Source organism: Streptococcus sp. (assembly GCF_041802885.1).
Classification (GTDB): Bacteria; Bacillota; Bacilli; order Lactobacillales; family Streptococcaceae; genus Streptococcus.
Window position 1 is genome coordinate 22,271 of the sequence record NZ_JBHCHN010000036.1, and the last position, 25,674, is coordinate 47,944.

Here is a 25,674-nt window from a genome sequence, read left to right on the forward strand (position 1 = left end):
GGGTATCTATTTGTATAACGACTTACCTTTGGAGGGAGATGTATGAATAACTCTAAATATTATGAAAAGGTATCTGTCTTAGAAGCGCTCAAAAAGGGGAGCATAGACATTAAGCTCTCAGCTCTCTTTATGGGATTTGCCAATCTTGCAAACAAGCAAATCATTAAAGGCTTACTTTTCCTTCTTTCAGAAATTCTTTTTCTCATCACCTTTGTCCTACAAGTGATTCCAAGCATTCATGGCTTGATTACTTTAGGAACACAAAAGGCAGGAGAGGTTGTGGATCCAGATACAGGGATTACCATCACGGTTTCTGGGGATAACTCTTTCCTTTTCTTACTCTTTGGTCTAGCTGCGCTCATCTTTTGTGCCGTATTTGCTTATATCTATTGGTGCAACCTGAAGAGTGCCCGAAACCTCTATGTCATCAAAAAAGAGGGACTGAAAGCACCAAGTTTCAAAGAAGATTTGGCGACCCTTTCAAATAGCCGCTTCCACATGACCATGATGGCGGTACCTCTCTTGGGAGTCTTGGTCTTTACCGTCCTTCCCTTGATATTGACCATCTGTTTGGCCTTTACCAATGCTGATAAGGACCACTTCCCACCAGGCAACCTCTTTAGCTGGGTTGGTTTTGAAAACTTTGGCAATATTATTACTGGTCGGATGGCGGGAAGTTTCTTCCCCATCTTGTCTTGGACCTTGATTTGGGCGGTCTTTGCCACTGTGACAAACTTTTTCTTCGGTATTCTCTTGGCCCTGGTCATCAATACAAAAGGCTTGAAATTTAAAAAATTCTGGCGGACGATTTTCGTCATCACCATCGCAGTGCCTCTCTTTATCTCGCTCCTGATTATGCGAAACCTCTTGCACCCAGATGGACCATTGAACGAACTCTTGAAAAACTGGGGCCTAATCCAACAGTCCCTTCCTTTCTTGACAGACCCAACCTGGGCCAAGTTTTCGATTATCTTCGTCAATATGTGGGTGGGGATTCCCTACACCATGCTAGTGTCGACCTCCATCATCATGAACTTACCGCAGGAGCAATTGGAGGCTGCTGAAATTGATGGAGCGAGCAAGTTCCAAATCTTCAAGAGTATCACCTTCCCACAAATTCTCTTGATTATGACCCCTACCCTGATCCAACAGTTTATCGGCAACATTAACAACTTTAATGTCATCTATCTCTTGACAGGTGGTGGTCCTGTGAACCCAGAGTTCTATCAAGCGGGTTCAACCGATCTCTTGGTAACCTGGCTCTACAAACTGAGCTTTGAATCGAGCCGAGATTACAAGTTAGCATCTGTTATCGGGATCTTGATTTTTGTGCTTTCAGCAACCTTTAGTTTGATTGCCTATACAAGAACCAATTCGTACAAGGAAGGGGCTGTGAAATAATGAAGTCAAAAAAACATATTAGATTAAGCCTGACCTACTTGCTCTTGACGCTGTTGTCCATTGCCTGGCTCTTTCCGATTGCCTGGGTGGTTTTGACCTCCTTCCGTGGTGAAGGCACTGCCTTTGTGGGCTATATTATTCCCAAGACCTTTACCTTAGACAATTATGCCAAACTCTTCAACAACGAAGCCTTTCCATTTGCTAAATGGTTTTTGAACACCTTCATCGTTGCAGCAGCAACCTGTGTGGTTTCGACCTTTATCACGGTTGTCATGGCTTATTCCCTCAGCCGTATCAAGTTTAAATTCCGCAATGGCTTCTTGAAATTAGCGCTCGTCCTCAATATGTTCCCTGGCTTCATGTCAATGATTGCCATCTACTACATCTTGAAGGCGCTCAATCTGACCCAGACCCTCTTTGCCTTGGTCTTGGTATACTCAGCAGGTGCAGCACTAGGCTTCTATATTGCCAAGGGATTCTTTGATACGGTGCCCTATTCATTGGACGAATCTGCCATGATTGACGGTGCAACTCGTAAGGATATCTTCTTTAAAATTACTCTTCCCTTGTCAAAACCCATTATCGTTTATACCGCTTTAACAGCCTTTATCGGGCCATGGATGGACTTTATCTTTGCCAAGGTCATTCTTGGAGATGCGACAGATAAGTACACAGTAGCTATCGGTCTCTTCTCTATGCTGGCTCAGGACCGGATCAACGTTTGGTTCAAGTCCTTTGCGGCCGGCTCCGTTCTCATCGCTATTCCGATTACTCTTCTCTTTATGTATATGCAAAAATACTATGTTGAAGGGATCACTAGCGGTTCTGTAAAATAATCTCATACCCAATCCAATAGAAATGAAATAGGATCTAGTGTGAGGCAGTAAAATGATAGATAGACCTGTTCCTTTCTTACAAATGCTAAAGTTTCAAAACTTTTGATATGTATTGAAATGACAGGTCTTTTCTATACTTTGGGAATAAATGTTGTAGGAAATATCGGATTGAACAAGAAAAAATAACAAATAGTTCTTGATTTATCTGATAAGGCATTGTATAATAGACGCAACGCAAACGTTTGCGTTGGCTATTTGGAAATTAAATACAGAGGAAAAGAACATGAAAGAACGTCAAAGTGGAGTTCTTCTACATATCTCATCTCTTCCAGGAAAATACGGCATCGGTTCACTTGGTCAAGAAGCCTTTGACTTTGTTGATTTTCTGGTTCGGACCAAACAGCGCTACTGGCAAATCTTACCACTCGGCCCAACGAGTTATGGTGATTCACCCTATCAGTCTTTTTCGGCCTTTGCCGGGAATACCCACTTGATTGATTTTGATACTTTAATCGAGCAAGGATGGCTTTCGCATGAAGATGTAGATGGCATAGATTTTGGTAGTCACCCTACAGAAGTAGACTATGCAAAGGTTTTCGTTGGTCGTCGTCCTGTTTTGGAAATAGCAGTTGCCAATATGAAAGCTAAGGGCCTGCCGGAAAGCTACTATCGTTTTGCAGAGGAAAATGCCTTCTGGCTCCACACCTTTGCTGAATACATGGCTATCAAGGAATCCTTTGGACTCAAGTCTTGGACAGAGTGGGATGATGAACATATCCGTCTACGCCGGCCAGAAGCCTTGGAAGATTATCGTCAGCGCTTGGCAGATCAGATGGACTACCATCGTCTGACCCAATATCTCTTTTTCCAGCAGTGGCAACAGTTAAAAAACTATGCTAACGAGAACGGAATCGAGATTGTAGGAGACATGCCCATTTACATCGCAGCAGATTCGGCAGATATGTGGGCCAATCCTCATTTCTTCAAAACAGATGAACAGGGTCGACCGGCAGTTGTGGCTGGCTGTCCGCCAGATGACTTTTCTGCAATCGGCCAGCTCTGGGGCAATCCGATTTATGATTGGGATGCCATGAAAGCAGATGGTTTTACTTGGTGGATTGCTCGTCTCCGTGAGAGCTTTAAGCTTTATGACATGGTCCGTATCGATCATTTCATCGGCTTTGCATCCTTCTGGGAAATTCCGGCTGGAGAAGAAACAGCTGTTAACGGCTACCGTGTGGAGGCACCAGGCTTTGAACTCTTTGATACCATCAAGGCTGAGTTGGGAGACTTGAATATCATTGCTGAGGATCTGGGTTCTGTCACTGATAAGGTTATTCAGTTGCGGGATAAAACCGGCTTCCCTGGTATGAAAGTACTCCAATTTGCTTTTGATCCTGATGGAGATAGCATTGAGTTACCCCACAATCACACCAATAACGTAGTGGCCTATACTGGTACTCATGACAACCATACCATCAAGGGCTGGTATGAGCAGGAGATGGGAGATGAGGCACGCGATTTCTTGGATCTTTATAGCAATCGCAAGTCAGATGAATCTGTTAACCAGGCCATGCTTCGCCTTCTCTTCTCGTCCGTAGCCTTCATGGCCATTGCGACTATGCAGGATTTATTGGAACTGGGAAATGAGGCAAGGATGAATCTGCCAAATACCGTTGGTGGCAACTGGATATGGCGAATGACCAAAGACCAGTTAACCCCTCAAGTTGAGGAAACTCTGCTAGACTTAACGACAACCTACCGTCGCACCAATAAAAAGCTAGTTGAGAAGAAACATTAGCAACAAATAGAAAGTGAGCACAATCGAACAATGACAAATTTACAAGCATTCGTGGAGAACAAGTACGGAAAAACGATTCAAGAGTCCAGCAATGAGGAACTTTACTATGCCCTCTTAGAGTTGAGCAAAGAGGCTAGTAACGCGAAACCAACCAATTCTAGCAAGAAAAAGGTTTACTATATCTCTGCAGAATTTTTGATTGGAAAACTCTTGTCCAACAACCTGATCAACCTTGGTCTTTATGAAGAAGTGAAGGCCCAATTAGCTGAAGCTGGGAAAGACCTTATCGAGATCGAAAGCATGGAAATGGAACCATCTCTTGGGAATGGTGGTTTGGGCCGTCTGGCAGCCTGCTTCCTGGATTCCATTGCTACTCTTGGTCTCAACGGAGACGGTGTCGGTTTGAACTACCATTTTGGTCTCTTCAAACAGGTTTTTCGTGATAATCAGCAGTTTACCGAGCCAAATGACTGGATTACTGACGAGAGCTGGTTGGTCCGCTCTAGCAAAAGCTATCAGGTTCCATTTGCTCACTTCAATCTGACATCAACCCTTTATGACATTGATGTGCCAGGTTACAAAACAGAGACCAAGAACCGCCTGCGCCTCTTTGACTTGGACTCAGTTGACGGCAGCATCATCCGAGATGGGATTGATTTTGACAAGACAGATATCTTGAAAAACTTGACCCTCTTCCTCTACCCAGATGATTCAGACCGTCAAGGGGAATTGCTCCGTATTTTCCAACAATACTTCATGGTCTCCAATGCAGCCCAGCTGATTTTGGACGAAGCTATTGAAAAGGGCAGCAACCTTCATGATTTGGCAGACTATGCAGTCATCCAAATCAACGATACCCACCCATCTATGGTTATTCCAGAAATGATTCGCCTTCTGACAGAGCGCGGTATCAGCTTAGATGAGGCCATCGAGATTATCAAGGGCATGGTTGCTTACACCAACCATACTATTCTGGCAGAAGCCTTGGAAAAATGGCCAATGGACTTCTTGCAGGAAGTGGTACCGCACCTAGTGCCGATTATTGAAGAATTGGACCGTCGTGTCAAAGCAGAAGTGGCTGACGCTTCTACCTACATCATCGACGAATCAGGCCGTGTCCACATGGCTCACATGGATATCCACTATGGCTACTCAGTAAATGGGGTTGCAGCCCTGCACACTGATATCCTGAAATCATCTGAGTTGAAGGCCTTCTACGACCTTTACCCAGAAAAATTCAACAACAAGACCAATGGTATCACCTTCCGCCGCTGGCTCATGCACTGTAACCCACGCTTGGCTAGCTTCTTGGATGAAATCCTTGGCCATGGCTACCACCATGATGCGGCAGAATTGGAAACCCTGTTAGATGTCAAGGAAAGCGGCCTGGTTAAGAAAGAGTTGGAGAGCATCAAAACCCACAACAAGCGCAAACTTCAACGCTACTTGCAGGCTCATCAGGGTGTTACTGTCAATCCAGACTCTATCTTTGATATCCAAATCAAGCGCATGCATGAGTACAAGCGCCAACAGATGAATGCCCTCTATGTTATTCATAAGTATTTGGACATTAAGGCTGGTAATATCCCAGCTCGCCCATTGACTGTCTTCTTCGGTGGTAAGGCGGCACCTGCCTATACTATTGCCCAAGACATCATCCACCTCATCCTCTGCCTGTCTGAATTGATTGCCAAGGATCCAGAAGTAGCACCACACTTGCAAGTGGTCATGGTGGAAAACTACAATGTCACAGCGGCAAGCTTCCTCATCCCGGCAGCGGATATTTCAGAGCAAATCTCCCTGGCTTCTAAGGAAGCATCAGGTACCGGTAACATGAAATTCATGCTCAATGGTGCCCTGACTCTGGGTACCGAAGATGGAGCCAATGTGGAAATCCATGAGCTCGTTGGCGATGACAACATCTATGTCTTCGGTCAAGATAGCCAAACTGTTATCGACCTCTATGCAAACAATGCTTATGTAGCGCGTGACTTCTACGAAAAAGCAGCCATCCAACCACTTGTTGACTTCATCGTGAGTGAAGACCTCTTGGCCCTTGGAAATAAAGAACGCCTGGAGCGTCTCCACAATGAACTCATTGTCAAGGACTGGTTCATGACTCTTCTGGACTTGGAAGACTATATCGCCACCAAGGAAAAAATGTTGGCTGACTATGAGAACCGCTCTTGCTGGCTGGACAAGGTCATCGTTAACATTGCTAAGGCAGGTTTCTTCTCAAGTGACCGAACCATCGCCCAGTATAATGAAGATATTTGGAAACTTTCCTAATATTCCTAAAGCTCAAAACCAGCTTCGGCTGGTTTTTCTTCATTTTTGCTGAAAAACGTTTTCCATTTTATATTGACAACGCGAACGCCAAGGTATATAATTGTATCAACAATTTAATACAAAAGGAGATTGATATGAAAAGACCGATTCACCTTTACATTTTTGCTGCCCTATCGACCATTGCTAGTATCTTAAGGATTCAAGGAACTTTCTTCACTGTATTTGACGAAGCAAAGTCTCGGGAAATCTTTAAAGGAATTGAGGTAGAAGGAGTAGACAACCTAGTCGCTATGGCTAAGGATAGTGCTGCTTTTACAAGCAACCTTATCAATAAGGGACTAGTCATCTTGTTGGTAATCTTACTTGCAGCCACGATTTTTTTCCTCTTCAAGAAAGCTAATGAGCGTGCATCTTATGCTTATATTGCCTATCTGTTTGGAACCTTGATTTACTTCACCTATGCTTACATCGGTAGCCTTCAGATTTCTAAACAGTATCAAACCACTGACATCTACGAGGCTACGAAGTCAGGTGCCCTAATGGGTTATGGATTTAACATCGCCCTCTTCGTTATTTACTTTGGTGTGACGGCCTTCTTCCTATTCAGAAAACCAAAGGAAACACCAACTGTGTCACAAACATCCACCGATATTTAAGTCTCATCAGTTTCTCAAAGGCTGATAGGAAGCTGTCAGTCTCTGGCAGGTTTTTTTGGAGGTAAGGCCATGAATCGGTATGACTTTTCACTTAGAGGCCGGCAGGACTTACAGTCTGGTCATGCGGCAGAAAATTAAAAAACCAGCTACGAGCTGGTTGGAGGTAGGCAAGGTCGGACCTTTACAGCCCTTTCATCTGCCTCTGGAGCTCCCTTCTTGGAAATGATGGAAGTTTCAGAATAACAGAACATGAAAAGAGTTTGAGCCAGACTCAAACTCTTTTAGTTTACATTTTTTCAGGAGCATCGACGCCGAGGAGGCGGAGTGCTTCTTTGAGGACGACGCCGGTTGCGTAGGCCAGGGCCAGGCGGCTGTCGCGTTCTGGATTCTCATCCAGGATGCGGGTGTGGGCATAGTATTTGTTGAAGGATTGAGCCAGGTTGATGGCATATTTGGCAACGACGGATGGGTCGTATTTTTCTGCGGCCCGTTGGATGATGCTTGGGAAGTCTTGCAGGAGCTTGATGATATCCCAGCTTTCAGCATCATTGAGGGCATAGTTTGCATCGCTGGCAGGCACAAATGCAGCCTTGCGCAGGATGGATTGAATGCGGGCGTAGGCGTATTGGACGTAAGGCCCGGTTTCCCCTTCAAAGGAGACCATGGCCTCCAGGTCAAAGTCATAACCATTGTCGCGGTCGGTCTTGAGGTCATAGAACTTAACAGCCCCGACACCGACTGCGTGGGCAACAGCCTCCTTGTTTTCAAGGCCAGGATTTTTGGCTTCGATCTGGGTCAAGGCTCTTGCTTCGGCTTCGTCTAGGGTTGGTTCCAAACGGATGATATTGCCCTTACGGGTGGACAGTTTCTTTTTGTTCTTAGTGACCAGACCAAAGCTGACATGAATCATGTCGTCTGACCAGTCAAAGCCCATTTCCTTCAAAACTGCCTTGAGTTGCTTGAAGTGGTGGGATTGTTCCTGGCCGACCACGTAGATGTTTTTGGCAAAGTTGAAGGTGCGGTGGCGGTACATGGCGGTGGCCATATCACGGGTGATGTAGAGGGTAGCACCGTCTGATTTCTTAATCAAGGCAGGTGGTAAATCGTATTTCTCAAGATTGACGATTTGAGCCCCTTTGGATTCCTGGAGGAGGTTTTTATCCTCCAAGATTTGGATGCCTTCGTCCATCTTGTCATTGTAGAAGGCTTCGCCATGGAAGTAATCGAAGGAAACATCCAGCTTATCATAGATGCGGTTGAACTCAACCAAGCTTTCATCGCGGAACCATTGCCATAGGTCTAGGGCCTCTTGGTCACCGTCTTCTAGTTTCTTGAACCATTGGCGGGCTTGTTCGTCCAATTCAGGATTTTCATCAGCTTCTGCATTGATGCGGACATAGAGTTTGAGGAGTTCGTCGATTGGGTTGGCTTCAATGGCTTCCTTGTCGCCCCAGAGTTTATAGGCAACAATCAGCATGCCAAACTGCTTGCCCCAGTCTCCTAGGTGATTGATCCGGATGGCCTTGTAGCCCAGTTTGGAGTAGATGTGGCCGAGAGCATCGGCGATAACAGTGGAGCGCAAATGCCCAACGGAGAAGGGTTTTGCGATGTTGGGGCTGGACATGTCTAAGGTGACATTTTGCCCGTGACCGATGTCTTGCTGGCCATAGTCAGCCTTTTCAGAAATAACAGCCCTAAGGATGTCGTTAGAAATAGCCGCCTTGTCCAAGAAGAAGTTGATATAGGGACCGGTAGCTACGACTTTTTCAAAGCCAGCGGTGTCGATTTTTTCGGCAATCTCGCTAGCGATGGCTTGAGGGGCCTTACGCTCTACTTTTGCTAATGAAAAAGCAGGGAAGGCGATGTCCCCCATCTCTGATGATTTTGGTTTTTCTAAAAGGGCAAAGATTTGGTCTGCTTCTAAACTGGGAATAACAGCAGCCAGTCTTTGCGCAACAAGTGTTTTGTGATCCATGGTATACCTCCAGATTTCTTAGTTCTATTCTACCACAATTTAGCGACAAAAAATGAAAAAAACTCCAAAATTTGGTATACTATTGATAATTATACATTACGAGGTGAAAGATGAATAAAGCAGAAAGACAGGACCTAATCAAGAATATGATTCAGGAACAGAAGATTGGTCGTCAAGCGGATATTCAAAGAAACTTAGAGGAAAGAGGCATTTTTGTGACCCAGACAACCCTGTCCAGGGACCTGAGGGAGATTGGCCTGGTCAAGGTTTATGAAAACGGCAAATCCTTCTATGCCTTGGCTGAGGAAGAGGGGGAGCGCTCCTTTACCCAACTCTTGGCAGACTATGCCTACAAGGTCCAGCGGGCCAGCTTTATTTTGGTCCTGCACTCAGACTTGGGTGAGGCAGCCCTGATGGCCAATATTATCGATGCGGAAAAGCCGGAGACCATCTTGGGCACCGTTGCTGGAGCGGACACGCTCTTGGTTATCTGCCGTGATGAGGCAGCCGCCCAAGCGGTGGAAGAAGAAATCAATCGCTTTTTACAGGAATAGGACGGTTCATGACAAAGGAAAAAATTTCTCCTGGAATGCAGCAGTATCTGGATATTAAAGCTCAACATCCAGATGCTTTTTTACTCTTTCGCATGGGAGACTTCTACGAATTATTTTACGAGGACGCAGTAGAGGCGGCTCAGATTTTGGAGCTGACCTTGACCAGCCGCAACAAAAATGCTGAAAACCCCATCCCCATGGCAGGCGTACCCTACCATGCCGCCCAGCAGTACATCGATACCTTAGTCGAATTGGGCCACAAGGTGGCCATTGCTGAGCAGATGGAAGACCCTAAAACAGCGGTCGGTGTCGTCAAGCGGGCTGTGGTGCAAATTATCACGCCAGGAACGGTGGTTGACTCGGCCAAACCAGATGCGGAAAGCAATTTCCTAGTGGCCCTCGATCAGGAGGGAGCATCCTATGCCTTGGCCTATATGGATCTGGCCACGGGGCAGTTTTTTGTGACCAGCCTAACCGATTTTGCTTCTGTCTGCGGAGAGGTCCGCAACCTGAGAGCTCGTGAGTTGGTCCTGAGCTTTGAGTTGACGGAGCACCAAGAGCAGATTCTCAGCAACCAGATGAACCTCCTGCTCTCTCAGGAAAGAGAAGCGGTGGAGGATACAGGACTCATCGATAACTCCCTGTCTGCCTTAGAAAAGGCTGTGGCGGGTAAGTTACTCAGCTATGTCCAGCGGACCCAGCTGCGGGAATTGTCCCATTTGCAAAAGGCCCAGCGCTATGAAATCAAGGACTATTTGCAGATGGACTACGCCACCAAATCCAGCCTGGACCTGCTGGAAAATGGGCGCACAGGCAAAAAACACGGCAGCCTCTACTGGCTCCTGGATGAGACCAAGACAGCCATGGGCATGCGGCTTCTGCGTTCCTGGATTGACCGCCCCTTGGTGGATAAGGAAAGGATTATGGAGCGGCAGGAGATCGTTCAGGTTTTCCTTGACTCCTTCTTTGAGCGGAGTGATGTGACTGAAAGCCTCAAGGGCGTCTATGATATCGAACGCCTGGCCAGTCGAGTTTCCTTTGGAAAAACCCTGCCCAAGGACCTGCTTCAATTGGCCCAAACCCTCAGCAATGTCCCTGCTATCAAGGGCATCTTGCAGCAGATTGGCCACCCAGCCCTAGATCTCTTGATTGGCCAGCTGGACCCCATTCCAGAACTCCATGCCCTCATCAGCGCAGCCATTGACCCAGACGCTCAAGGGACCATCACCGAGGGCAATATTATCAAGGCCGGTTTTGACGAGACCCTGGACCAGTATCGCCTCGTTATGCGAGAGGGAACAGGATGGATTGCCGAAATCGAGGCCAAGGAGCGGGCTCATTCAGGCATCAACAATCTCAAAATTGATTACAATAAAAAAGACGGTTACTATTTCCACGTGACCAATTCCAATCTCGGCCAGGTCCCAGATCACTTCTTCCGCAAGGCTACCCTGAAAAATTCAGAACGCTATGGCACGGAAGAATTGGCCAAAATTGAGGGCCAAATGCTGGAAGCGCGGGATAAATCCTCCAATCTGGAATACGAAATCTTCATGCGCATCCGCCAAGAGGTGGAAAAATACATCGGCCGGCTCCAGTCGCTGGCCAAGGCCCTCGCGACTGTCGATGTCCTCCAAGCCTTCGCAGTGGTAGCCGAAACCCAGCATCTGGTGCGACCAAGCTTCACCGATAGTCAGACCATCGCCATTGAAAAGGGCCGCCATGCGGTAGTGGAGAAGGTCATGGGGGCTCAGTCTTACATTCCCAACTCCATCTATCTAGACAGCCAGACCAATATGCAGCTGATTACTGGCCCCAACATGAGCGGAAAGTCCACCTATATGCGTCAGCTGGCCATTATCGTCGTCATGGCCCAGATGGGTTCCTACGTTCCAGCTGACAGGGCTGAACTGCCGATTTTCGATGCCATCTTTACCCGCATCGGGGCAGCGGATGACTTGGTCAGCGGCCAGTCCACCTTTATGGTGGAGATGATGGAGGCCAACAAGGCAGTCCGTCTGGCCAGTAAGGATTCCCTCATCCTCTTTGACGAGCTGGGCCGGGGAACGGCTACCTATGATGGGATGGCTCTGGCCCAGGCCATTATCGAGCATATCCATGACCAGATTGGGGCCAAGACCCTCTTTGCCACCCATTATCACGAACTGACAGACCTGGAGCGGGACCTGACTCACCTGGAAAATGTCCATGTCTCTACCCTGGAACAAGATGGACAGGTGACCTTCTTGCACAAGATTGCAGCAGGTCCTGCCGACAAGTCCTATGGGATCCATGTGGCCAAGATTGCCGGTTTACCAACTGTCTTGCTGAGACGGGCGGATAAGATTTTACAAAAACTGGAAAATCAAGCAGCCCAGGTTTCTACCGATAGAGTGGTGCCCGATTCAGCTGCGTCTGGTCAACTGGACCTCTTTGCCCCAGAACACCCTGTATTGGAAAAATTAGGCCAGATTGACCTCAATCAGATGACCCCCATGGAAGCCTTGATACTCCTTTCTGACCTGCAGAAGGAGTTGTAACAATGATGACTCAAAATCTCAAAAGATGACAGAAAAATCTTCACATCTGCGAGCTTACGGACTGATAAACTAGCATAAAGCAACTCTTCGGAGTTGTTTTATTTATATTTCAAGCGATAATTTACCATAGTGTTACATTTTTCTTACAAAAACCTAACAAAAAACTTGCAATTTTGGAGTGGGATGGTATACTAGATATGGTAGTTTGAATTATAATATTATTAAGACTGCACCAAATGTAGTAATAAAACGTCAGGTTGAATTACTATAACATTAAACTTATTACAGGAGAATATATGATGAAGAAAAAAATCATAGGATTACTTTTGTTTCCTTTGACCGTCTTGTTGGCTTTCTTCTTAGTCCAAGAAGCTACGATCCACGCAACCGAACATGCGGATGTCATCACGAAGATGTACTTTACCGATAAGGATGGAAATGAGCTCCCAGCTCAAGATATCCGTCAGTGGCAACAGTTCCGTATCAATGTGGACTTTAATCTGCATAACAACGAGGTAAAAGCAGGGGATACAACAGTCCTACAATTACCAGATGTAGTCGCATTCCCGTCAGGTGTTGCCTTTGATTTGTTGGATAAAGATGGAAATGTTGTTGCTAAGACAACCATTGATCCGACAACGAAAAAGGTAACTGTAACTTATGAACCTTACGTTGAAACCCATTCGGATGTAAAAGGAACCTTGTATTTCTACGTTCGTATGGACCATGATGTCGTTAAAGAACCAAAAGAAGTACCGATTGATATCACTGTAGACGGCAAAATCTTCCCAGCTGGAAAAGTTAATTTCCAAGGAATTGGTCAACCAACTAAGGAAGATATCAATAAGGTAGGTTGGCAAGATTCAACTGATCCGAAAGTTGGTTATTACTCTATTGCCATCAACCGGACCAGCAAGTATATGACTGGTGTGAAGGTAGTAGATATTTTGGCAACTCCAGGAGTTCGCTACAGACAAGATACTTTCCGTGTTTACAAGGGGGTTTGGAACTTCCGTGATGGAGATTGGCATCTAGATAATGCAGTTAATATTACTGACCAAGCACCTGTTGTTTTTACAGAGACCTCCTTCTCCGTAAATCTGCCTGATTTAAATCCAGATGAGGGCGTACGCATTGCCTACACAGTTGATCTTCCTTATGAACCTTCAGATGGAGAAGGATTTAGAAATTCAGCAACATTGACAACTACCAATGGTATTGATCAAACACATAATTCAGGTTACACTTTTTACCGTGGTGCTGGTAAAGCACAAGGTTATGTCTTCAAGATTCAGATCAAAAAGACAGACGAAGAAGGCAATGTGTTAAAAGGTGCGAAGTTTGATGTCATTAGAGACCGTTCAGGTGTTGTCGTTGGACAGTTGGAAACTGACGAAAACGGACTTGCTGAAGTAGGCAATCTCTTGAAGGATAACTATACAATCAAAGAAACAGAGGCGCCAGCTGGTTACATTGCTTCTGGAGAAGTAAAAGTTACTCCGGATGATTTTGACTCAACCTTGCTTCTTGCTAGTAAGACAGTTGTCAACAAGAAGGTGACCACAACTACAACCACTACCACAACGACAACTGAAGCAACCACCACCACTGTTGTTCCGACTACTACTGTTCAAGAAGCAACAACCACAGCTGTTGTTCCGACTACTACCGTTCAAGAAGCCACTACGACAGTAGCAGCAACGACAACTGTCCAAGAAGCTACCACAACAGCGGCGGCAACGACAACGACAGTAGCACCAACGACAACCATTCAAGAAACGACCACAACAGTAGCTCCAACAACCACTGTTCAAGAAGCTACCACAACAGTAGCTCCAACAACCACCGTTCAAGAAGCTACTACCACTACTGTAGTTGTTCCAACAACCACTAAACAAACTCCTCCGCCATCAGCTAAAAAAGGTAAAACTTTACCGAAGACTGGTGAGGAGAATGGTCTGGTGACAAGCTTGCTTGGCTTGGGTCTTCTGACTGTTGCAGGTGTAGCAGTCATGCTGTATCGTAAATCTAAGAAGGCTTAACCTAAAATGGATTCTAAAGAGAGAATGATTTCTCTCTTTTTTGTATTCTTAATGTGATTCCAAGGATAGATTGGCAAAAACTCTGTTAAAGAAACTCAAAGTGGCAAAATGACTTGAATAGTGAAGAGCTAAGATGGTATAATAAGGGAGATAGTGAGTGGATAATAAGTAACGGAGGAAAATAGGATGATTATTTTAAAGAGGCTGATGAGTATATTCTTAGCTTTGCTTCTAGTATTTTCGGCTTGGTCTGCTCCTCTTTTTGCAAATGAATTGACAACCGGTTATACAGTGAATACTGTTTTAACCATCAATAACAATCCCCTGGTGAACAATGCTTCTTACGGAGAAGGAAAGTTTTATGTGAATCCGACCTTCACTTTTGACGATGCTACTGTCTTGAAGAATGGGGATACCCTTGTTTACCCAGTTCCTTCTGTCTTCAAGCTGGAAAGGGCTATGACTCAAAATATTGTTGCACCTGGTGGCGAAGTCATCGCGCAGCTGGTTATGGATCCGACAAGTAGCAAGGCAACAGTAACAATTACCAATGAGGATTATTTTGCACGCTTAAATGAAAATAAACAGCTTTCCTTTTTAATGACAGTTGTTTGGAATGATTCAACACCTTACAACGTGCCACAAACCTTCAGCTTCTTAGGTGCACCAACTTATACTTTGACACGAATCAAGGTGGATCAAGAGCCCCAAGGGTATTCCAAATGGGGTGTTCAGGATTCGGCGGACCCGAACTATGTCAACTGGCGTATCCGCATCAATCGCGACATCAACAATCTGGGTCAAGTGGTGATTTCAGATATCATCCCTGAAGGTCAAGAATTGGCTAGTCCAATCACAGGATATTACTTTGCAAACTGGGATAATGGACCAAGAACATCCTTTAAAGCCAATGACCCGTCAATTATCACCATTACAGATTCAAACAACTTTACAATCAATGCTGGTGATCTGAGTAACCGTGGAATCTATATTATTTACAAAACATTTTTGACGGCACCGGTTGATAAAGTTGATAAAAAGGTTTATAACGATATCACGGTCACTTCAAACGGTACTCCAATGGAAAAATTGGTTTCTCGACCATTTGCCCCAATTTCAATTGTCGATGGTGTTGGTTCTGGCGTCCGCTCAGATGAAGCGAAATTTACTGTTCACAAGATTTTGAATGGTCGGAACCTAGAGGCAGATGAGTTTACCTTTGAATTGATAAACGATGAGACTGGTCAGATTCTGCAAACTGCAAAAAATGCTGCAGATGGAAGTGTGACCTTTGGAAAATTAAAGTTTTCAACAGTAGGTGAATTTACTTATACGATTCGTGAGCTGACTAGCAACCTAGCAGGAATTACTGATGATGCAGATTCAGACATTAAGGTAACCGTTAAGGTAACGGAAAGTGCTGGCGTAAAAACGGCTACTACTACTTATGACCGATCTGCCTTTACAAACACCTACAAGGCAGAACCAGCTAAGGTTGTTTTGAAAGCAACCAAGACCTTAGAAGGTCGAGCGCTAGCAGATCAGGAGTTTGAATTTAGACTGATTGACAAGGCTAAATTTGAAGTAATCGATACTGTTAAAAATGATGCGGCAGGTCTGGTTAACTTCAAGGAATTAACATTTACAGCTCCAGGTACCTATACTTATACAGTGAAAGAAGTCATCGGGACTGCCGAAGGTATTCAATACGATGGTGTTGAATATGATGTCACCGTTACCGTAACAGATAATGGCAATGGGCAGCTTGTAGCAACTGTTGATAAGGATGAGTCAGTGGTGAAATTTGCTAACAAATACACACCAACACCAGCCAAAGCCACACTCGAAGTAACAAAAGCATTGAGTGGTCGTTCATTGAAAAATGGGGAGTTCACCTTTGTACTGAAAGACGACAGTGGTCAAGTCCTTGAAACAGTTCAAAATACGCAAGATGGTAAAGTGACATTCCCAGAAATGTCATTTAATCAAGAAGGGACTCACACCTACACCATTATTGAGCTGAATGATGGTCAGGCCAATGTGACTTATGATGAGCTTGAAGTCAAAGTAAAAGTAACCATTACAGATGATGGTAGCGGTAAATTCGTTGCAACAGTTGAGTATCCACAAGATACTGAATTCAACAATCAGTATGTGGTACCTACCACCACCACTACAACAACGACTACTACCACCACTACGACAAGCACAACAACTGAAGAAACAACAAGTACAACGACTACCACAACCGTGGAACCAACGACTACAGCGGCAGCGACTACCACAACCGTAGAACCAACGACTACCATGGCAGCGACAACTACGACAGTAGAACCAACAACTACAGCGGCAACGACTACCACAACCGTAGAACCGACGACTACAGCGGCAGCGATTACTACAACCGTGGAACCAACGACTACAGCGGCAACGACTACCACAACCGTAGAACCGACAACGACTGTGTCAGCCATTACAACAACCGTAGAACCGACAACGACTGTGTCAGCCATTACAACAACCGTAGAACCGACAACGACTGTGTCAGCCACTACAACAACCGTAGAACCGACAACGACTGTGTCAGCCACTAAAACAACAGTAGAGCCAACTACAACAGTGCAACCGACTACCATAACAGCAATGACAACAACAACAGCAACTGTTCCAGGAACAATAGGCGTGACTCCTCCACCAGCAGGTGGTAAAAAAGGTAAAACTTTGCCAAAAACTGGTGAAGAGAGCGGTTTGACTACCAGTCTTGTTGGATTTGCTTTGATGAGCATTGCCGGTGTGGCTGGTGTATTGTACCGTAAATCAAAAAAGGTTTAACCTAAAATAGATTATAAAGAGAGAATGCATTCTCTCTTTTTTGTAATCTGACAATCATAAAACTCTATCCTCCTTTGGAAAAAACAAAGTAAATCTGCTACAATGGAGAAAAGCAAATGATGAGGAGACCCTATGAGGACATTTCAACTGATATTTTTCGGATTCTTTCTAGTATTTAATACCATTTACATCCTCTACAATCTGGCTACAGGCTTTGACTGGTCAAAGGCCTTGCTTCCTTTTGTATTCGCCCTTTTTAGCGGACTCACTCTCCGCTCCCTCCTCAAAGAAGGCCAGCAGTCCAAATAAGGGCTGCTGGTTCTTTATGGTATAATAGGAGCTATGAAGAACGAGAAGAAAAAAACAAGTCAGATTATCGAATTGCCAGAAGTGCTGGCCAACCAGATTGCTGCTGGTGAGGTGATTGAGCGGCCCGCCAGTGTGGTCAAGGAGCTGGTGGAAAATGCCATCGATGCAGGTTCTAGCCAGATTACCATCCGTATTGAGGAGGCAGGCCTGAAAACCATTGAGGTCAGGGACAACGGGGCTGGAATTGCCCCGGATGAGGTCCTGCTGGCCCTGCGTCGTCATGCAACCAGCAAAATCAAGACCCAGGCCGACCTCTTTCGGATTCGGACTCTAGGTTTTCGTGGTGAGGCCCTGCCTTCCATCGCCTCCGTCAGCCACCTCACTATCCAGACAGCCACAGCAGAAGCCACCCATGGTTGGTTCTTACTGGCCCATGGGGGGGAAGTCGTAGAGGAAAAAGCCGTCAGTCTGCCGGTGGGAACCCAGATAATGGTAGAAAATCTCTTTTACAACACGCCTGCCCGCCTCAAATACATCAAGAGCCAGCAGGCCGAGCTTTCCCATATCATCGACTTGGTCAACCGCTTCAGCCTGGCCCATCCAGAAATCGCCTTTCACCTGATTAACGAGGACCGGACCCTGATGCAGACAGCAGGAGCTGGCAACCTTCGCCAGGCCATCGCTGGAGTCTATGGTATTGGGACGGCCAAGAAGATGGTGGAAATCCACGCAGAAGACCTGGATTTTCAGGTCTCTGGCTATGTCAGCCTGCCCGAGCTGACCAGGGCCAACCGCAACTACATCACTATCCTCATCAATGGCCGCTATATCAAAAACTTTTTGCTCAACCGGGCCATTCTCGATGGTTACGGTAGCAAGCTTATGGTGGGGCGCTTCCCCATCGCGGTCATCGACATCCAGCTGGACCCCTATCTGGCAGATGTCAATGTCCATCCGACCAAGCAGGAAGTTCGCATTTCCAAGGAAAAGGAGCTGATGCTGCTCATTTCCCAGGCCATTGCACAAGCCCTGCGGGAGCAGGATTTGATTCCAGATGCCCTAGAAAACCTGGCCAAGTCCAGCACCCGAACAAAGCCCCAGGCTGAACAGACCGTCCTCCCCCTGCGGGAGACCAATCTCTACTACGATAGGGTCAAACAGGATTTCTACCTCAAGCCGGAGACGGTGGCCGAGCCGATTAAACCTTTAGAGGATAAGCAAGTCAGTCCAAAGTCAGCTAGCGTACAATTTACCCAGCGAAAGGAAAGTCATTCGGACAACCTTGACCATCCGGATCTGAGTCAAAAGGAGCTTGTCAAGTTGGTTGACAGGCTGGACCAGGAGGAGGCTTCGACCTTCCCTGAGTTGGAATATTTTGGTCAGATGCACGGGACCTACCTTTTTGCCCAAGGTAGGGAGGGGCTCTTTATCATCGACCAGCATGCGGCCCAGGAGCGGGTTAAGTATGAGTATTATCGGGAAAAAATCGGTCAAGTTGACAGCTCAGCCCAGCAGCTCCTAGTGCCCTACATCTTTGAATTTCCGGCCAATGATGCCCTGATTCTGTCCCAGAAGATGGACCTCTTGTGTCAAGTTGGTGTCAACCTGGAGGAGTATGGTGTCAACCAGTTTATCCTGCGGGAGCATCCCATTTGGATGAAGGAGGAGGAGATTGAGGCAGGAATCTATGAAATCTGCGACATGTTGCTCCTGACCAATGAAGTCTCCATCAAAAAATACCGAGCAGAGCTGGCCATCATGATGTCTTGTAAACGCAGCATCAAGGCCAATCATGCCCTGGATGAGGCTTCAGCGCGTGACTTGCTGCGTCAATTAGCCCAGTGTAAAAATCCCTATAACTGCCCTCACGGGCGGCCAGTCTTGGTTCACTTTAGTAAGTCCGACATGGAAAAAATGTTCCGCCGCATCCAGGAAAACCACACCAGCTTGCGGGAATTGGGGAAATATTAAGAAGAAAGAAAAATTATGTTTGAATATCTCAAAGGTCGCTTGACCAAAATCACTGCCAAATACATCGTTGTGGAGGTGGCTGGTATCGGCTATGTTCTCCACGTTGCCAACCCCTATCGTTACAGCGATGCTATCCAGCAGGACATCACCATCTACACCCACCAGGTCATTCGTGAAGATGCCCATCTTCTGTACGGTTTTGCCACCGAAAGTGAAAAAGATGTCTTCCTCCGTCTCATTTCCGTCTCCGGCATCGGCCCAACCACAGCTCTGGCCATTATCGCCGTAGATGACAACGAAGGTCTGGTCCGAGCCATTGACCAGCAGAACATCACCTACCTGACCAAATTCCCCAAAATCGGTAAAAAAAACGGCCCAGCAGATGGTGCTGGACCTGGCAGGTACATTTGTGGATACCAGTGTTCAGTCAGACGCCGTCAGCCAAACGGCTGTAGCCAACAATCAGGCCCTAGATGAAGCCATGGAAGCCCTCCTAGCCCTAGGCTACAAGGCCAATGAAATCAAGAAAATCCGCACCTTCTTTGAAGGCACCAGCGAAAGCGCAGAAAATTACATCAAATCTGCCCTCAAAATGCTGATGAAATAGCAAGATACAAAGGCCGTAAAATGCAAAGTCAAAATAGGAGATTGTTGCAGTGTGCAAACACACAAGGCAATCTATCTTTTTGACACAGCATTTAGGCCGTGTTCAATTCAAGAAGATACAGAGCCCGTCACACTCAAAGTAAAAAAAGGAAACTTGACGAAGACGCTTGCGTCTAGGATAAGTTTATGCCTAAGGTATCCACACCTGTAATTCTGCTAAAGCAGAAATAGTTGTGTATCTTTTTTACACAGAGTTTAGGGCGAGTTCAATTCAAGAAGATACAAAGGCGTAAGCGACTTATTAGCTCGAACCTAAAATAAAATCGATTTTAGGTTCTCACGTCACAAAAGCTACACCCCTAGCATCTTCTATTCTTATTCCCCCTTTAACACTGAAAGGAGTTCCTATGACCAAACGTTGTGGCTGGGTCAAAATGACCAACCCCCTCTATGTTGCTTACCATGATGAAGAGTGGGGGCGCCCTCTCCATGATGAGCAGGCCCTCTTTGAATTGCTCTGCCTTGAAACCTATCAGGCAGGCCTTTCTTGGGAAACCATTCTCAACAAACGGACCGCCTTCCAGCAAGCCTTTCATCACTATGATTACCATCAGGTAGCAAAAATGACCGATGAGGACTTGGAGGAAATCCTGCAAAATCCAGCCGTTGTCCGCAACCGCCTGAAAATCTTTGCGACCAGAGCCAATGCCCAAGCCTTTCTCCAGATTCAGCAAGATTTTGGCAGCTTTGATCACTATATCTGGTCCTTTGTCGATGGCAAAACCATTCAAAATGACCTGCTGGATTACAAACAGGCCCCAGCCAAGACAGCCTTGTCGGAGCTGATTTCCAAGGATATGAAAAAACGAGGCTTCAAATTTGTCGGCCCCGTCGCTGTCTATTCCTTCCTCCAAGCCGCAGGCCTGGTCAATGATCATGAACGGACCTGTGATTTTCACAGCCCTCACTAACAAATACCGCTGAGTTCTCTCAGCGGTATTTTTTGACTTCCTCTTCCAACATGGTCAGCAAGTCCTGCTCATCCGTCAAGCGCAAGAGGGCCAAACCATTCTCAATCAAGGCCTCATCCCCACGGCAGATACCGAGGCGGACCTGAGCAAAACCAAGGGAATCATAACGTTTCAACTCTTTGGCTAAGTCCAAAATCTTCAAAGTCACTTCTTCACATTCATTTTTTAACTGATTGTAGAAGTAGATGGTTGATATATTTGTAAGTATATTTATTTGAGCTTCTTTGATATTTTGAAAATCTTTGTATTTTTCTAAACTTTCAAAAATACGTTTTGTCAACTGTGGCAGATTTTCCACAGGAAAAGCATACAAAATAGTTTGTAAGAGTCTTAGGTCACTCATATACCAAGTATCTTGCTTATCCAAATAGTGATAAATTTTTTCAGTCAAATGCCCAAAATCCCTATCTTTTTTATTAGGGCCATGTTGTCGCATAAATAGAACAATTTTTAGGATACTTCGTAGATGCTCAACAGGAACATCATGTTGTTTGCTTAGATAATTGTCACAACTAACAATTAAACGCTGAATTTCATCAATTTTTGGCTTTTGAGCGACTTTTCGATATTGAGAAAAAATTTTTTGGCGTTCACTTGGCTGATAGAAATTGCAGATGTAATGAAATTCTTCGACCGACATGTTTATCTGATCCAGCAAAAAAATCATATGCTCAACACTGGGCACAACATGATGATTCTCGATTTTTGAAAGAGTTGTTGTTGATAGAAATCCCCCGCAAACCATTTTTTGAGTCAGTCCTTTAGAACGCCGAATAGTTTTATAAACACTTCCAAAATTCCATGTAAACATACGAACCTCCAAAAAAGTTGAATATTGTTTATGTTTTGTGAATAACCTTTCAAAGTATTGTACCATAGATTTACAAAAAGGAGGAGGTTGTCATGAAAGACAATAAAATAATTCTATTTTATCTAGCAGTTTTGCTCTATATCACATCAATGGGCTGGCCGTGGGGGTTCCCTTGGCCATAGTGGCAATAGTCATCGTAGAAAGGAGATGAGTTCGATGGATTAAACAGTTTTTGATTGTTGATAATAATTATTTACGAGTATAGAAAGGACTTTTATTATGAAAAAGATAAATATTGTAAAGTGTATCGCGCTTGGCTTCCTGGGGGCGTTGCCTCTATATACTGTTTACGCAGAAGGACCGTCAATAGACATAGGTATTTCGACTCTTGAATCGCAATACTCGCCTGAGTAAGTGACGGCCTGGAACGCTGAAGTTCCAAAACCTGTTGTTGGAGATTGGAAGGTTGAGAATGCTGGAGCAGCAAATGAAGCTAGAGTCGGCAGTTGGTCATGGAGGGATGGTGTAATCTGTATCACGGATGCAAAGCTTTCTGGAATTATCAATCATGGACATGCGGGCATTGTGGCTGCAGCACCATACTATTATGCAGTTATTGAAGCGAATCCAGGAACAGGCGTGAAACCACACTATGGAAGTTGGGTGTCAAGGTTTTCTGGTCAGGTTTGGCAAGTAGGAGTTAAATCAACATCTGTTGCACAAGACCAAAAGGCAGCTCAGTGGGCAGCTAGACAGATAGGGAAGCCTTATAATAGGGAATTCTATAACGTATGGACACGAAGTAAATTCTATTGTTCTCAACTGGTTTGGGCAGCTTACCGAGACACCGCAGGTCCTAGTGCCGATATTAGTCTCAATTCCTATGGTGCAGCTATCCATCCATTTGAATTGCGAGACCATCCAAACACAGCCCTCATTTACCGCAAATACTAATAGAGGAGAACCTTTGTATGTCGGGAAAAATTATCCAAAAATCTATTCTGGGTCTATCACTACTATTCTTATTTGGTTGTCAACAAACCGAATCTCCAAAAGGTGCTGATTTTGTTATCTTTAATCGGCAAAAATCCGTTGCCTTCTCTTTTTACGGTGATAAACTGAAGGAGATTGGTGAAGCTACTGAATTAAAGGATGATAGGGTTCCCCGTTGGGACTATGTAAAGGAGACTGATGAGGCTGTTTATGGGAAAACAACAGAAACAAGCCACCCGGGCTCTCCTTTAATTTATCGTTATGATAAAACGAAGCATTCATTTAAGACGATTGATGATGGGGATGCTTATGCGATGGGTTTTGATGGAGAATTTCTATATCGAACGGATGTATTTACGGATAAGGTCGTCTTTTATAAGCATGATGAGCTCCTTAAAGAGGTCCTGAAAAAAGAATTCTCGGCAGAAACAGCACTTACACTCACGAATGGCATTCTTCCTATCGGCGATAAACTCTATGTTTTAATCGGGAGTGTGGACAAAGACAGTGGTCAACACGAGAATCGTCTTTGGATTTTGGACAAAAACTTAAATAAATTAGAAGACATTGCTATTGACTATACCGATCAAGATAGGGGAGGTTTCCTTAGAATGGTCAATGTTGGTCACAAGCTTTATATCGTAGAGCCAAGCAGAGGTCTTCGGGATGATGGTGAACCAGGTCCAGGAAATACGATTGTGACCTATGATATAGAAAGCAGAGAGTTAGGCCAAATTAAGGTTGATACACCTTACCCTCATGATATTTTCTACGACGAGGAGCGAAACCTTTTAGTCATCTACCACTATACCCTCTATGTCAAAGATGCCAAATGGACCTTTGTTAACTTGGATGACAATAGTCAACGAACCATTTCCTTAGCAGAGGGTTTTGATCAAGACGCGTCCTTTACCCAGCACAATGGAGACTATTATTTCCTCTTTAAAAATAAATTAGTCAAGTACAACTACGACAATGACAAAAAGACAGAATACGATTTGAAACAATATGGTATCGAAAATGCCTCCGTCCTTGTCTTTGAAAAATAAATGTGGAAGTTGAGTGAATCAACTTCTTTTTCTATCCCTTCTTTCCCTTTTTCTGTTACAATGAAAGAAAAAATCCGAACAGATGAAGTAGGAGGTTCTATGAGAGCGGAGTTGATAGCAGTAGGGACAGAGATTTTGACGGGGCAGATTGTCAATACCAATGCCCAATTCTTGTCCGAAAAATTCGCGGAGCTGGGGATTGATGTCTTTTTCCATACCGCCGTGGGAGACAATGAAGAGCGGCTCCTGTCTGTCTTGGAAACCGCCCGCCAGCGCAGCAATCTGGTGGTCTTGTGCGGTGGATTGGGCCCAACCGAAGATGACCTGACCAAGCAAACCCTGGCCAAGTTTTTGAATCGTGAACTGGTTTTTGATCAAGAGGCCAGTCAACGGCTGGATGACTTTTTTGCTACCCGCCCTCAGTATGCCAGAACTCCCAACAATGAGCGCCAGGCCCAAATCATAGAGGGGTTTACCGCCATTCAAAACATCACAGGCCTGGCTGTCGGTGGCTTGCAGGAAGTAGACGGAGTGACCTATGTGGTCTTGCCAGGACCCCCCAGCGAACTCAAGCCTATGGTCAATGAAAACCTAGTCCCTCTCCTCTCCACCAACCACACCAAATTATACTCGCGGGTTCTGCGCTTCTTTGGTATCGGGGAAAGCCAATTGGTGACGGTTCTCAAGGACCTGATTGAGGGTCAGACGGACCCGACCCTAGCTCCTTATGCCAAGACAGGTGAAGTCACCCTGCGCCTGTCGACCAAGGCCAAGAGCCAGGAAGCGGCAGATGTTAAGCTGGATATGCTGGAAGCCCACATTGCAGCTATCCCCACCATCGAAGGCCAACCCTTGGGGGACTTGATTTATGGTTATGGAGAGGACAATAGTTTGGCCAATGTCGTCTTCCAACTCTTGAAAGACAAGGGCCAGACCCTCACCGCCGCTGAAAGTCTCACCGCAGGTCTCTTCCAATCCAGTCTAGCGGATTTTCCAGGCGCATCCCAGGTCTTCAAGGGCGGCTTTGTCACCTATTCAATAGAAGAAAAGGCTAAGATGCTGCAGATGCCTTTGGAAGATTTGCTGGAAGAGGGTGTCGTCAGTGCCTTTACAGCTGAAAAAATGGCTGAGCAGGCCAGACTCCTGATAGGCTCAGACTTGGGAATTGGCTTGACTGGCGTTGCTGGCCCAGAGGAGCTAGAAGGTCAGCCAGCAGGAACTGTCTTCATTGGCTTGGCTACCAAGGAAGGAACCCATTCTATCCGCATCGTCATCGGCGGCCGTAGCCGTTCGGACGTCCGCTATATTGCAACCCTCCACGCCTTTAACTTGGTGCGCAGGGCTTTATTAAAAAGCTAAAATCTGATATAATAGATAAGCTATATCTCACGTTGAGAAAGGAAATTATTTTGGCAAAAAAAGCAAAGAAAACTGAAGAAATCACTCAAAAATTTGGTGATGAACGCCGCAAAGCGCTAGATGATGCGCTAAAGAACATTGAAAAAGATTTTGGTAAGGGTGCAGTCATGCGCCTGGGCGAGCGCGCCGAGCAGAAAGTGCAAGTCATGAGTTCAGGTTCCCTGGCTCTGGATATTGCTCTGGGTGCTGGCGGGTATCCAAAGGGCCGGATTATCGAAATCTACGGACCAGAGTCTTCTGGTAAAACAACCGTAGCCCTCCATGCCGTAGCGCAAGCGCAAAAAGAAGGCGGCATCGCAGCCTTTATTGACGCTGAGCACGCTTTGGATCCAGCCTATGCAGCGGCCTTGGGTGTCAACATTGACGAACTCCTTCTCTCCCAACCAGATTCTGGTGAGCAAGGTTTGGAAATCGCCAGCAAGCTGATTGACTCAGGAGCAGTTGACCTCATTGTCGTCGACTCTGTAGCAGCCCTGGTACCCCGTGCCGAAATCGATGGTGACATCGGTGACAGCCACGTAGGGTTGCAGGCTCGTATGATGAGCCAGGCCATGCGCAA

17 protein-coding genes and 2 pseudogenes are annotated in these 25,674 nt (G+C 45.6%); 17 read left to right on the forward strand and 2 right to left on the reverse strand.

What is annotated here, in order from left to right:
- Window positions 1–42: 42 nt before the first annotated feature.
- The 5 genes from ACEYCN_RS05010 (at window position 43) to ACEYCN_RS05030 (ending at window position 6,983) form a co-directional block, all read left to right on the forward strand.
- A complete protein-coding gene (locus ACEYCN_RS05010) occupies window positions 43–1,401 on the forward strand; it encodes a carbohydrate ABC transporter permease (RefSeq protein ID WP_373713200.1) in 1,359 nt (452 codons plus the stop codon).
- Window positions 1,401–2,237, forward strand: coding sequence for a sugar ABC transporter permease (locus ACEYCN_RS05015; RefSeq protein WP_373713201.1), 837 nt, complete (start codon window positions 1,401–1,403; stop codon window positions 2,235–2,237). The genes ACEYCN_RS05010 and ACEYCN_RS05015 overlap by 1 nt, the downstream gene beginning before the upstream one ends.
- 283 nt (window positions 2,238–2,520) lie before the next feature.
- Entirely contained in the window at window positions 2,521–4,038 is a 1,518-nt protein-coding gene (malQ, locus tag ACEYCN_RS05020; protein ID WP_373713202.1) for a 4-alpha-glucanotransferase, read from the forward strand.
- A 30-nt stretch (window positions 4,039–4,068) separates the two neighbouring features.
- Window positions 4,069–6,327: a glycogen/starch/alpha-glucan phosphorylase gene (locus tag ACEYCN_RS05025; protein ID WP_373713203.1), complete on the forward strand. Its 2,259-nt coding sequence runs from the start codon at window positions 4,069–4,071 to the stop codon at window positions 6,325–6,327.
- 134 nt (window positions 6,328–6,461) lie between these two features.
- Window positions 6,462–6,983 carry a hypothetical protein gene (locus ACEYCN_RS05030; RefSeq protein ID WP_373713204.1) on the forward strand — a complete coding sequence of 174 codons (522 nt, stop codon included), beginning with the start codon at window positions 6,462–6,464 and terminating at the stop codon, window positions 6,981–6,983.
- A gap of 286 nt (window positions 6,984–7,269) precedes the next feature.
- Here the strand turns inward: ACEYCN_RS05030 and argS are convergent, their stop codons facing one another.
- Window positions 7,270–8,958, reverse strand: a complete 1,689-nt coding sequence (argS, locus tag ACEYCN_RS05035) for an arginine--tRNA ligase (RefSeq protein ID WP_373713205.1) — start codon at window positions 8,956–8,958, stop codon at window positions 7,270–7,272.
- 110 nt (window positions 8,959–9,068) lie between these two features.
- Here argS and argR point away from each other — a divergent pair, with 110 nt between their 5' ends.
- From argR to ACEYCN_RS05075, 8 genes and pseudogenes are all read left to right on the forward strand, one after another.
- Window positions 9,069–9,512 carry an arginine repressor gene (argR, locus tag ACEYCN_RS05040; protein ID WP_373713206.1) on the forward strand — a complete coding sequence of 148 codons (444 nt, stop codon included), beginning with the start codon at window positions 9,069–9,071 and terminating at the stop codon, window positions 9,510–9,512.
- Window positions 9,513–9,520: 8 nt separating this feature from the next.
- Window positions 9,521–12,052, forward strand: a complete 2,532-nt coding sequence (gene mutS / locus ACEYCN_RS05045) for a DNA mismatch repair protein MutS (RefSeq protein ID WP_373713207.1) — start codon at window positions 9,521–9,523, stop codon at window positions 12,050–12,052.
- A 296-nt stretch (window positions 12,053–12,348) separates the two neighbouring features.
- Window positions 12,349–14,094: an Ig-like domain-containing protein gene (locus ACEYCN_RS05050; protein ID WP_373713208.1), complete on the forward strand. Its 1,746-nt coding sequence runs from the start codon at window positions 12,349–12,351 to the stop codon at window positions 14,092–14,094.
- Window positions 14,095–14,280: 186 nt separating this feature from the next.
- Window positions 14,281–16,926, forward strand: coding sequence for a Spy0128 family protein (locus ACEYCN_RS05055; RefSeq protein WP_373713209.1), 2,646 nt, complete (start codon window positions 14,281–14,283; stop codon window positions 16,924–16,926).
- 132 nt (window positions 16,927–17,058) lie between these two features.
- On the forward strand, window positions 17,059–17,235 hold the full coding sequence (locus ACEYCN_RS05060; RefSeq protein WP_373713210.1) for a hypothetical protein: 177 nt from the start codon (window positions 17,059–17,061) through the stop codon (window positions 17,233–17,235).
- A 33-nt stretch (window positions 17,236–17,268) separates the two neighbouring features.
- Complete coding sequence (mutL, locus tag ACEYCN_RS05065; RefSeq protein ID WP_373713211.1) at window positions 17,269–19,206, forward strand: DNA mismatch repair endonuclease MutL; 1,938 nt, start codon at window positions 17,269–17,271, stop codon at window positions 19,204–19,206.
- A gap of 15 nt (window positions 19,207–19,221) precedes the next feature.
- Window positions 19,222–19,813 (forward strand): annotated as a pseudogene (gene ruvA / locus ACEYCN_RS05070) (Holliday junction branch migration protein RuvA).
- Window positions 19,814–20,219: 406 nt separating this feature from the next.
- Window positions 20,220–20,783, forward strand: coding sequence for a DNA-3-methyladenine glycosylase I (locus ACEYCN_RS05075; RefSeq protein ID WP_373713212.1), 564 nt, complete (start codon window positions 20,220–20,222; stop codon window positions 20,781–20,783).
- Window positions 20,784–20,802: 19 nt separating this feature from the next.
- Here the strand turns inward: ACEYCN_RS05075 and ACEYCN_RS05080 are convergent, their stop codons facing one another.
- Window positions 20,803–21,720, reverse strand: coding sequence for a DNA-binding protein (locus ACEYCN_RS05080; protein ID WP_373713213.1), 918 nt, complete (start codon window positions 21,718–21,720; stop codon window positions 20,803–20,805).
- A 348-nt stretch (window positions 21,721–22,068) separates the two neighbouring features.
- On the opposite strand from ACEYCN_RS05080, the gene ACEYCN_RS05085 reads away from it, so the two are divergent.
- The 4 genes and pseudogenes from ACEYCN_RS05085 to ACEYCN_RS05100 all read left to right on the forward strand — a co-directional run.
- Window positions 22,069–22,608 (forward strand): YiiX/YebB-like N1pC/P60 family cysteine hydrolase, encoded by a 540-nt coding sequence (locus tag ACEYCN_RS05085; protein ID WP_373713214.1) that lies wholly within the window; start codon window positions 22,069–22,071, stop codon window positions 22,606–22,608.
- Window positions 22,609–22,625: 17 nt separating this feature from the next.
- Window positions 22,626–23,696 carry a hypothetical protein gene (locus tag ACEYCN_RS05090; RefSeq protein WP_373713215.1) on the forward strand — a complete coding sequence of 357 codons (1,071 nt, stop codon included), beginning with the start codon at window positions 22,626–22,628 and terminating at the stop codon, window positions 23,694–23,696.
- 99 nt (window positions 23,697–23,795) lie between these two features.
- Window positions 23,796–25,055 carry a competence/damage-inducible protein A gene (locus ACEYCN_RS05095; protein ID WP_373713216.1) on the forward strand — a complete coding sequence of 420 codons (1,260 nt, stop codon included), beginning with the start codon at window positions 23,796–23,798 and terminating at the stop codon, window positions 25,053–25,055.
- 50 nt (window positions 25,056–25,105) lie between these two features.
- Window positions 25,106–25,674, forward strand: a pseudogene (locus ACEYCN_RS05100) (DNA recombination/repair protein RecA); the annotation flags it as partial.

Bases quoted from the DNA above. Each gene is read 5' to 3' on its own strand.
- ACEYCN_RS05050 (WP_373713208.1), top strand. From the start codon at position 12,349: ATGATGAAGAAAAAAATCATAGGATTACTTTTGTTTCCTTTGACCGTC.
- argS (WP_373713205.1), bottom strand. From the start codon at position 8,958: ATGGATCACAAAACACTTGTTGCGCAAAGACTGGCTGCTGTTATTCCC.
- ACEYCN_RS05055 (WP_373713209.1), top strand. From the start codon at position 14,281: ATGATTATTTTAAAGAGGCTGATGAGTATATTCTTAGCTTTGCTTCTA.
- mutL (WP_373713211.1), top strand. From the start codon at position 17,269: ATGAAGAACGAGAAGAAAAAAACAAGTCAGATTATCGAATTGCCAGAA.
- ACEYCN_RS05060 (WP_373713210.1), top strand. From the start codon at position 17,059: ATGAGGACATTTCAACTGATATTTTTCGGATTCTTTCTAGTATTTAAT.
- mutS (WP_373713207.1), top strand. From the start codon at position 9,521: ATGACAAAGGAAAAAATTTCTCCTGGAATGCAGCAGTATCTGGATATT.
- ACEYCN_RS05075 (WP_373713212.1), top strand. From the start codon at position 20,220: ATGACCAAACGTTGTGGCTGGGTCAAAATGACCAACCCCCTCTATGTT.
- ACEYCN_RS05025 (WP_373713203.1), top strand. From the start codon at position 4,069: ATGACAAATTTACAAGCATTCGTGGAGAACAAGTACGGAAAAACGATT.
- argR (WP_373713206.1), top strand. From the start codon at position 9,069: ATGAATAAAGCAGAAAGACAGGACCTAATCAAGAATATGATTCAGGAA.
- ACEYCN_RS05030 (WP_373713204.1), top strand. From the start codon at position 6,462: ATGAAAAGACCGATTCACCTTTACATTTTTGCTGCCCTATCGACCATT.
- malQ (WP_373713202.1), top strand. From the start codon at position 2,521: ATGAAAGAACGTCAAAGTGGAGTTCTTCTACATATCTCATCTCTTCCA.
- ACEYCN_RS05080 (WP_373713213.1), bottom strand. From the start codon at position 21,720: ATGGTACAATACTTTGAAAGGTTATTCACAAAACATAAACAATATTCA.
- ACEYCN_RS05090 (WP_373713215.1), top strand. From the start codon at position 22,626: ATGTCGGGAAAAATTATCCAAAAATCTATTCTGGGTCTATCACTACTA.
- ACEYCN_RS05015 (WP_373713201.1), top strand. From the start codon at position 1,401: ATGAAGTCAAAAAAACATATTAGATTAAGCCTGACCTACTTGCTCTTG.
- ACEYCN_RS05095 (WP_373713216.1), top strand. From the start codon at position 23,796: ATGAGAGCGGAGTTGATAGCAGTAGGGACAGAGATTTTGACGGGGCAG.
- ACEYCN_RS05010 (WP_373713200.1), top strand. From the start codon at position 43: ATGAATAACTCTAAATATTATGAAAAGGTATCTGTCTTAGAAGCGCTC.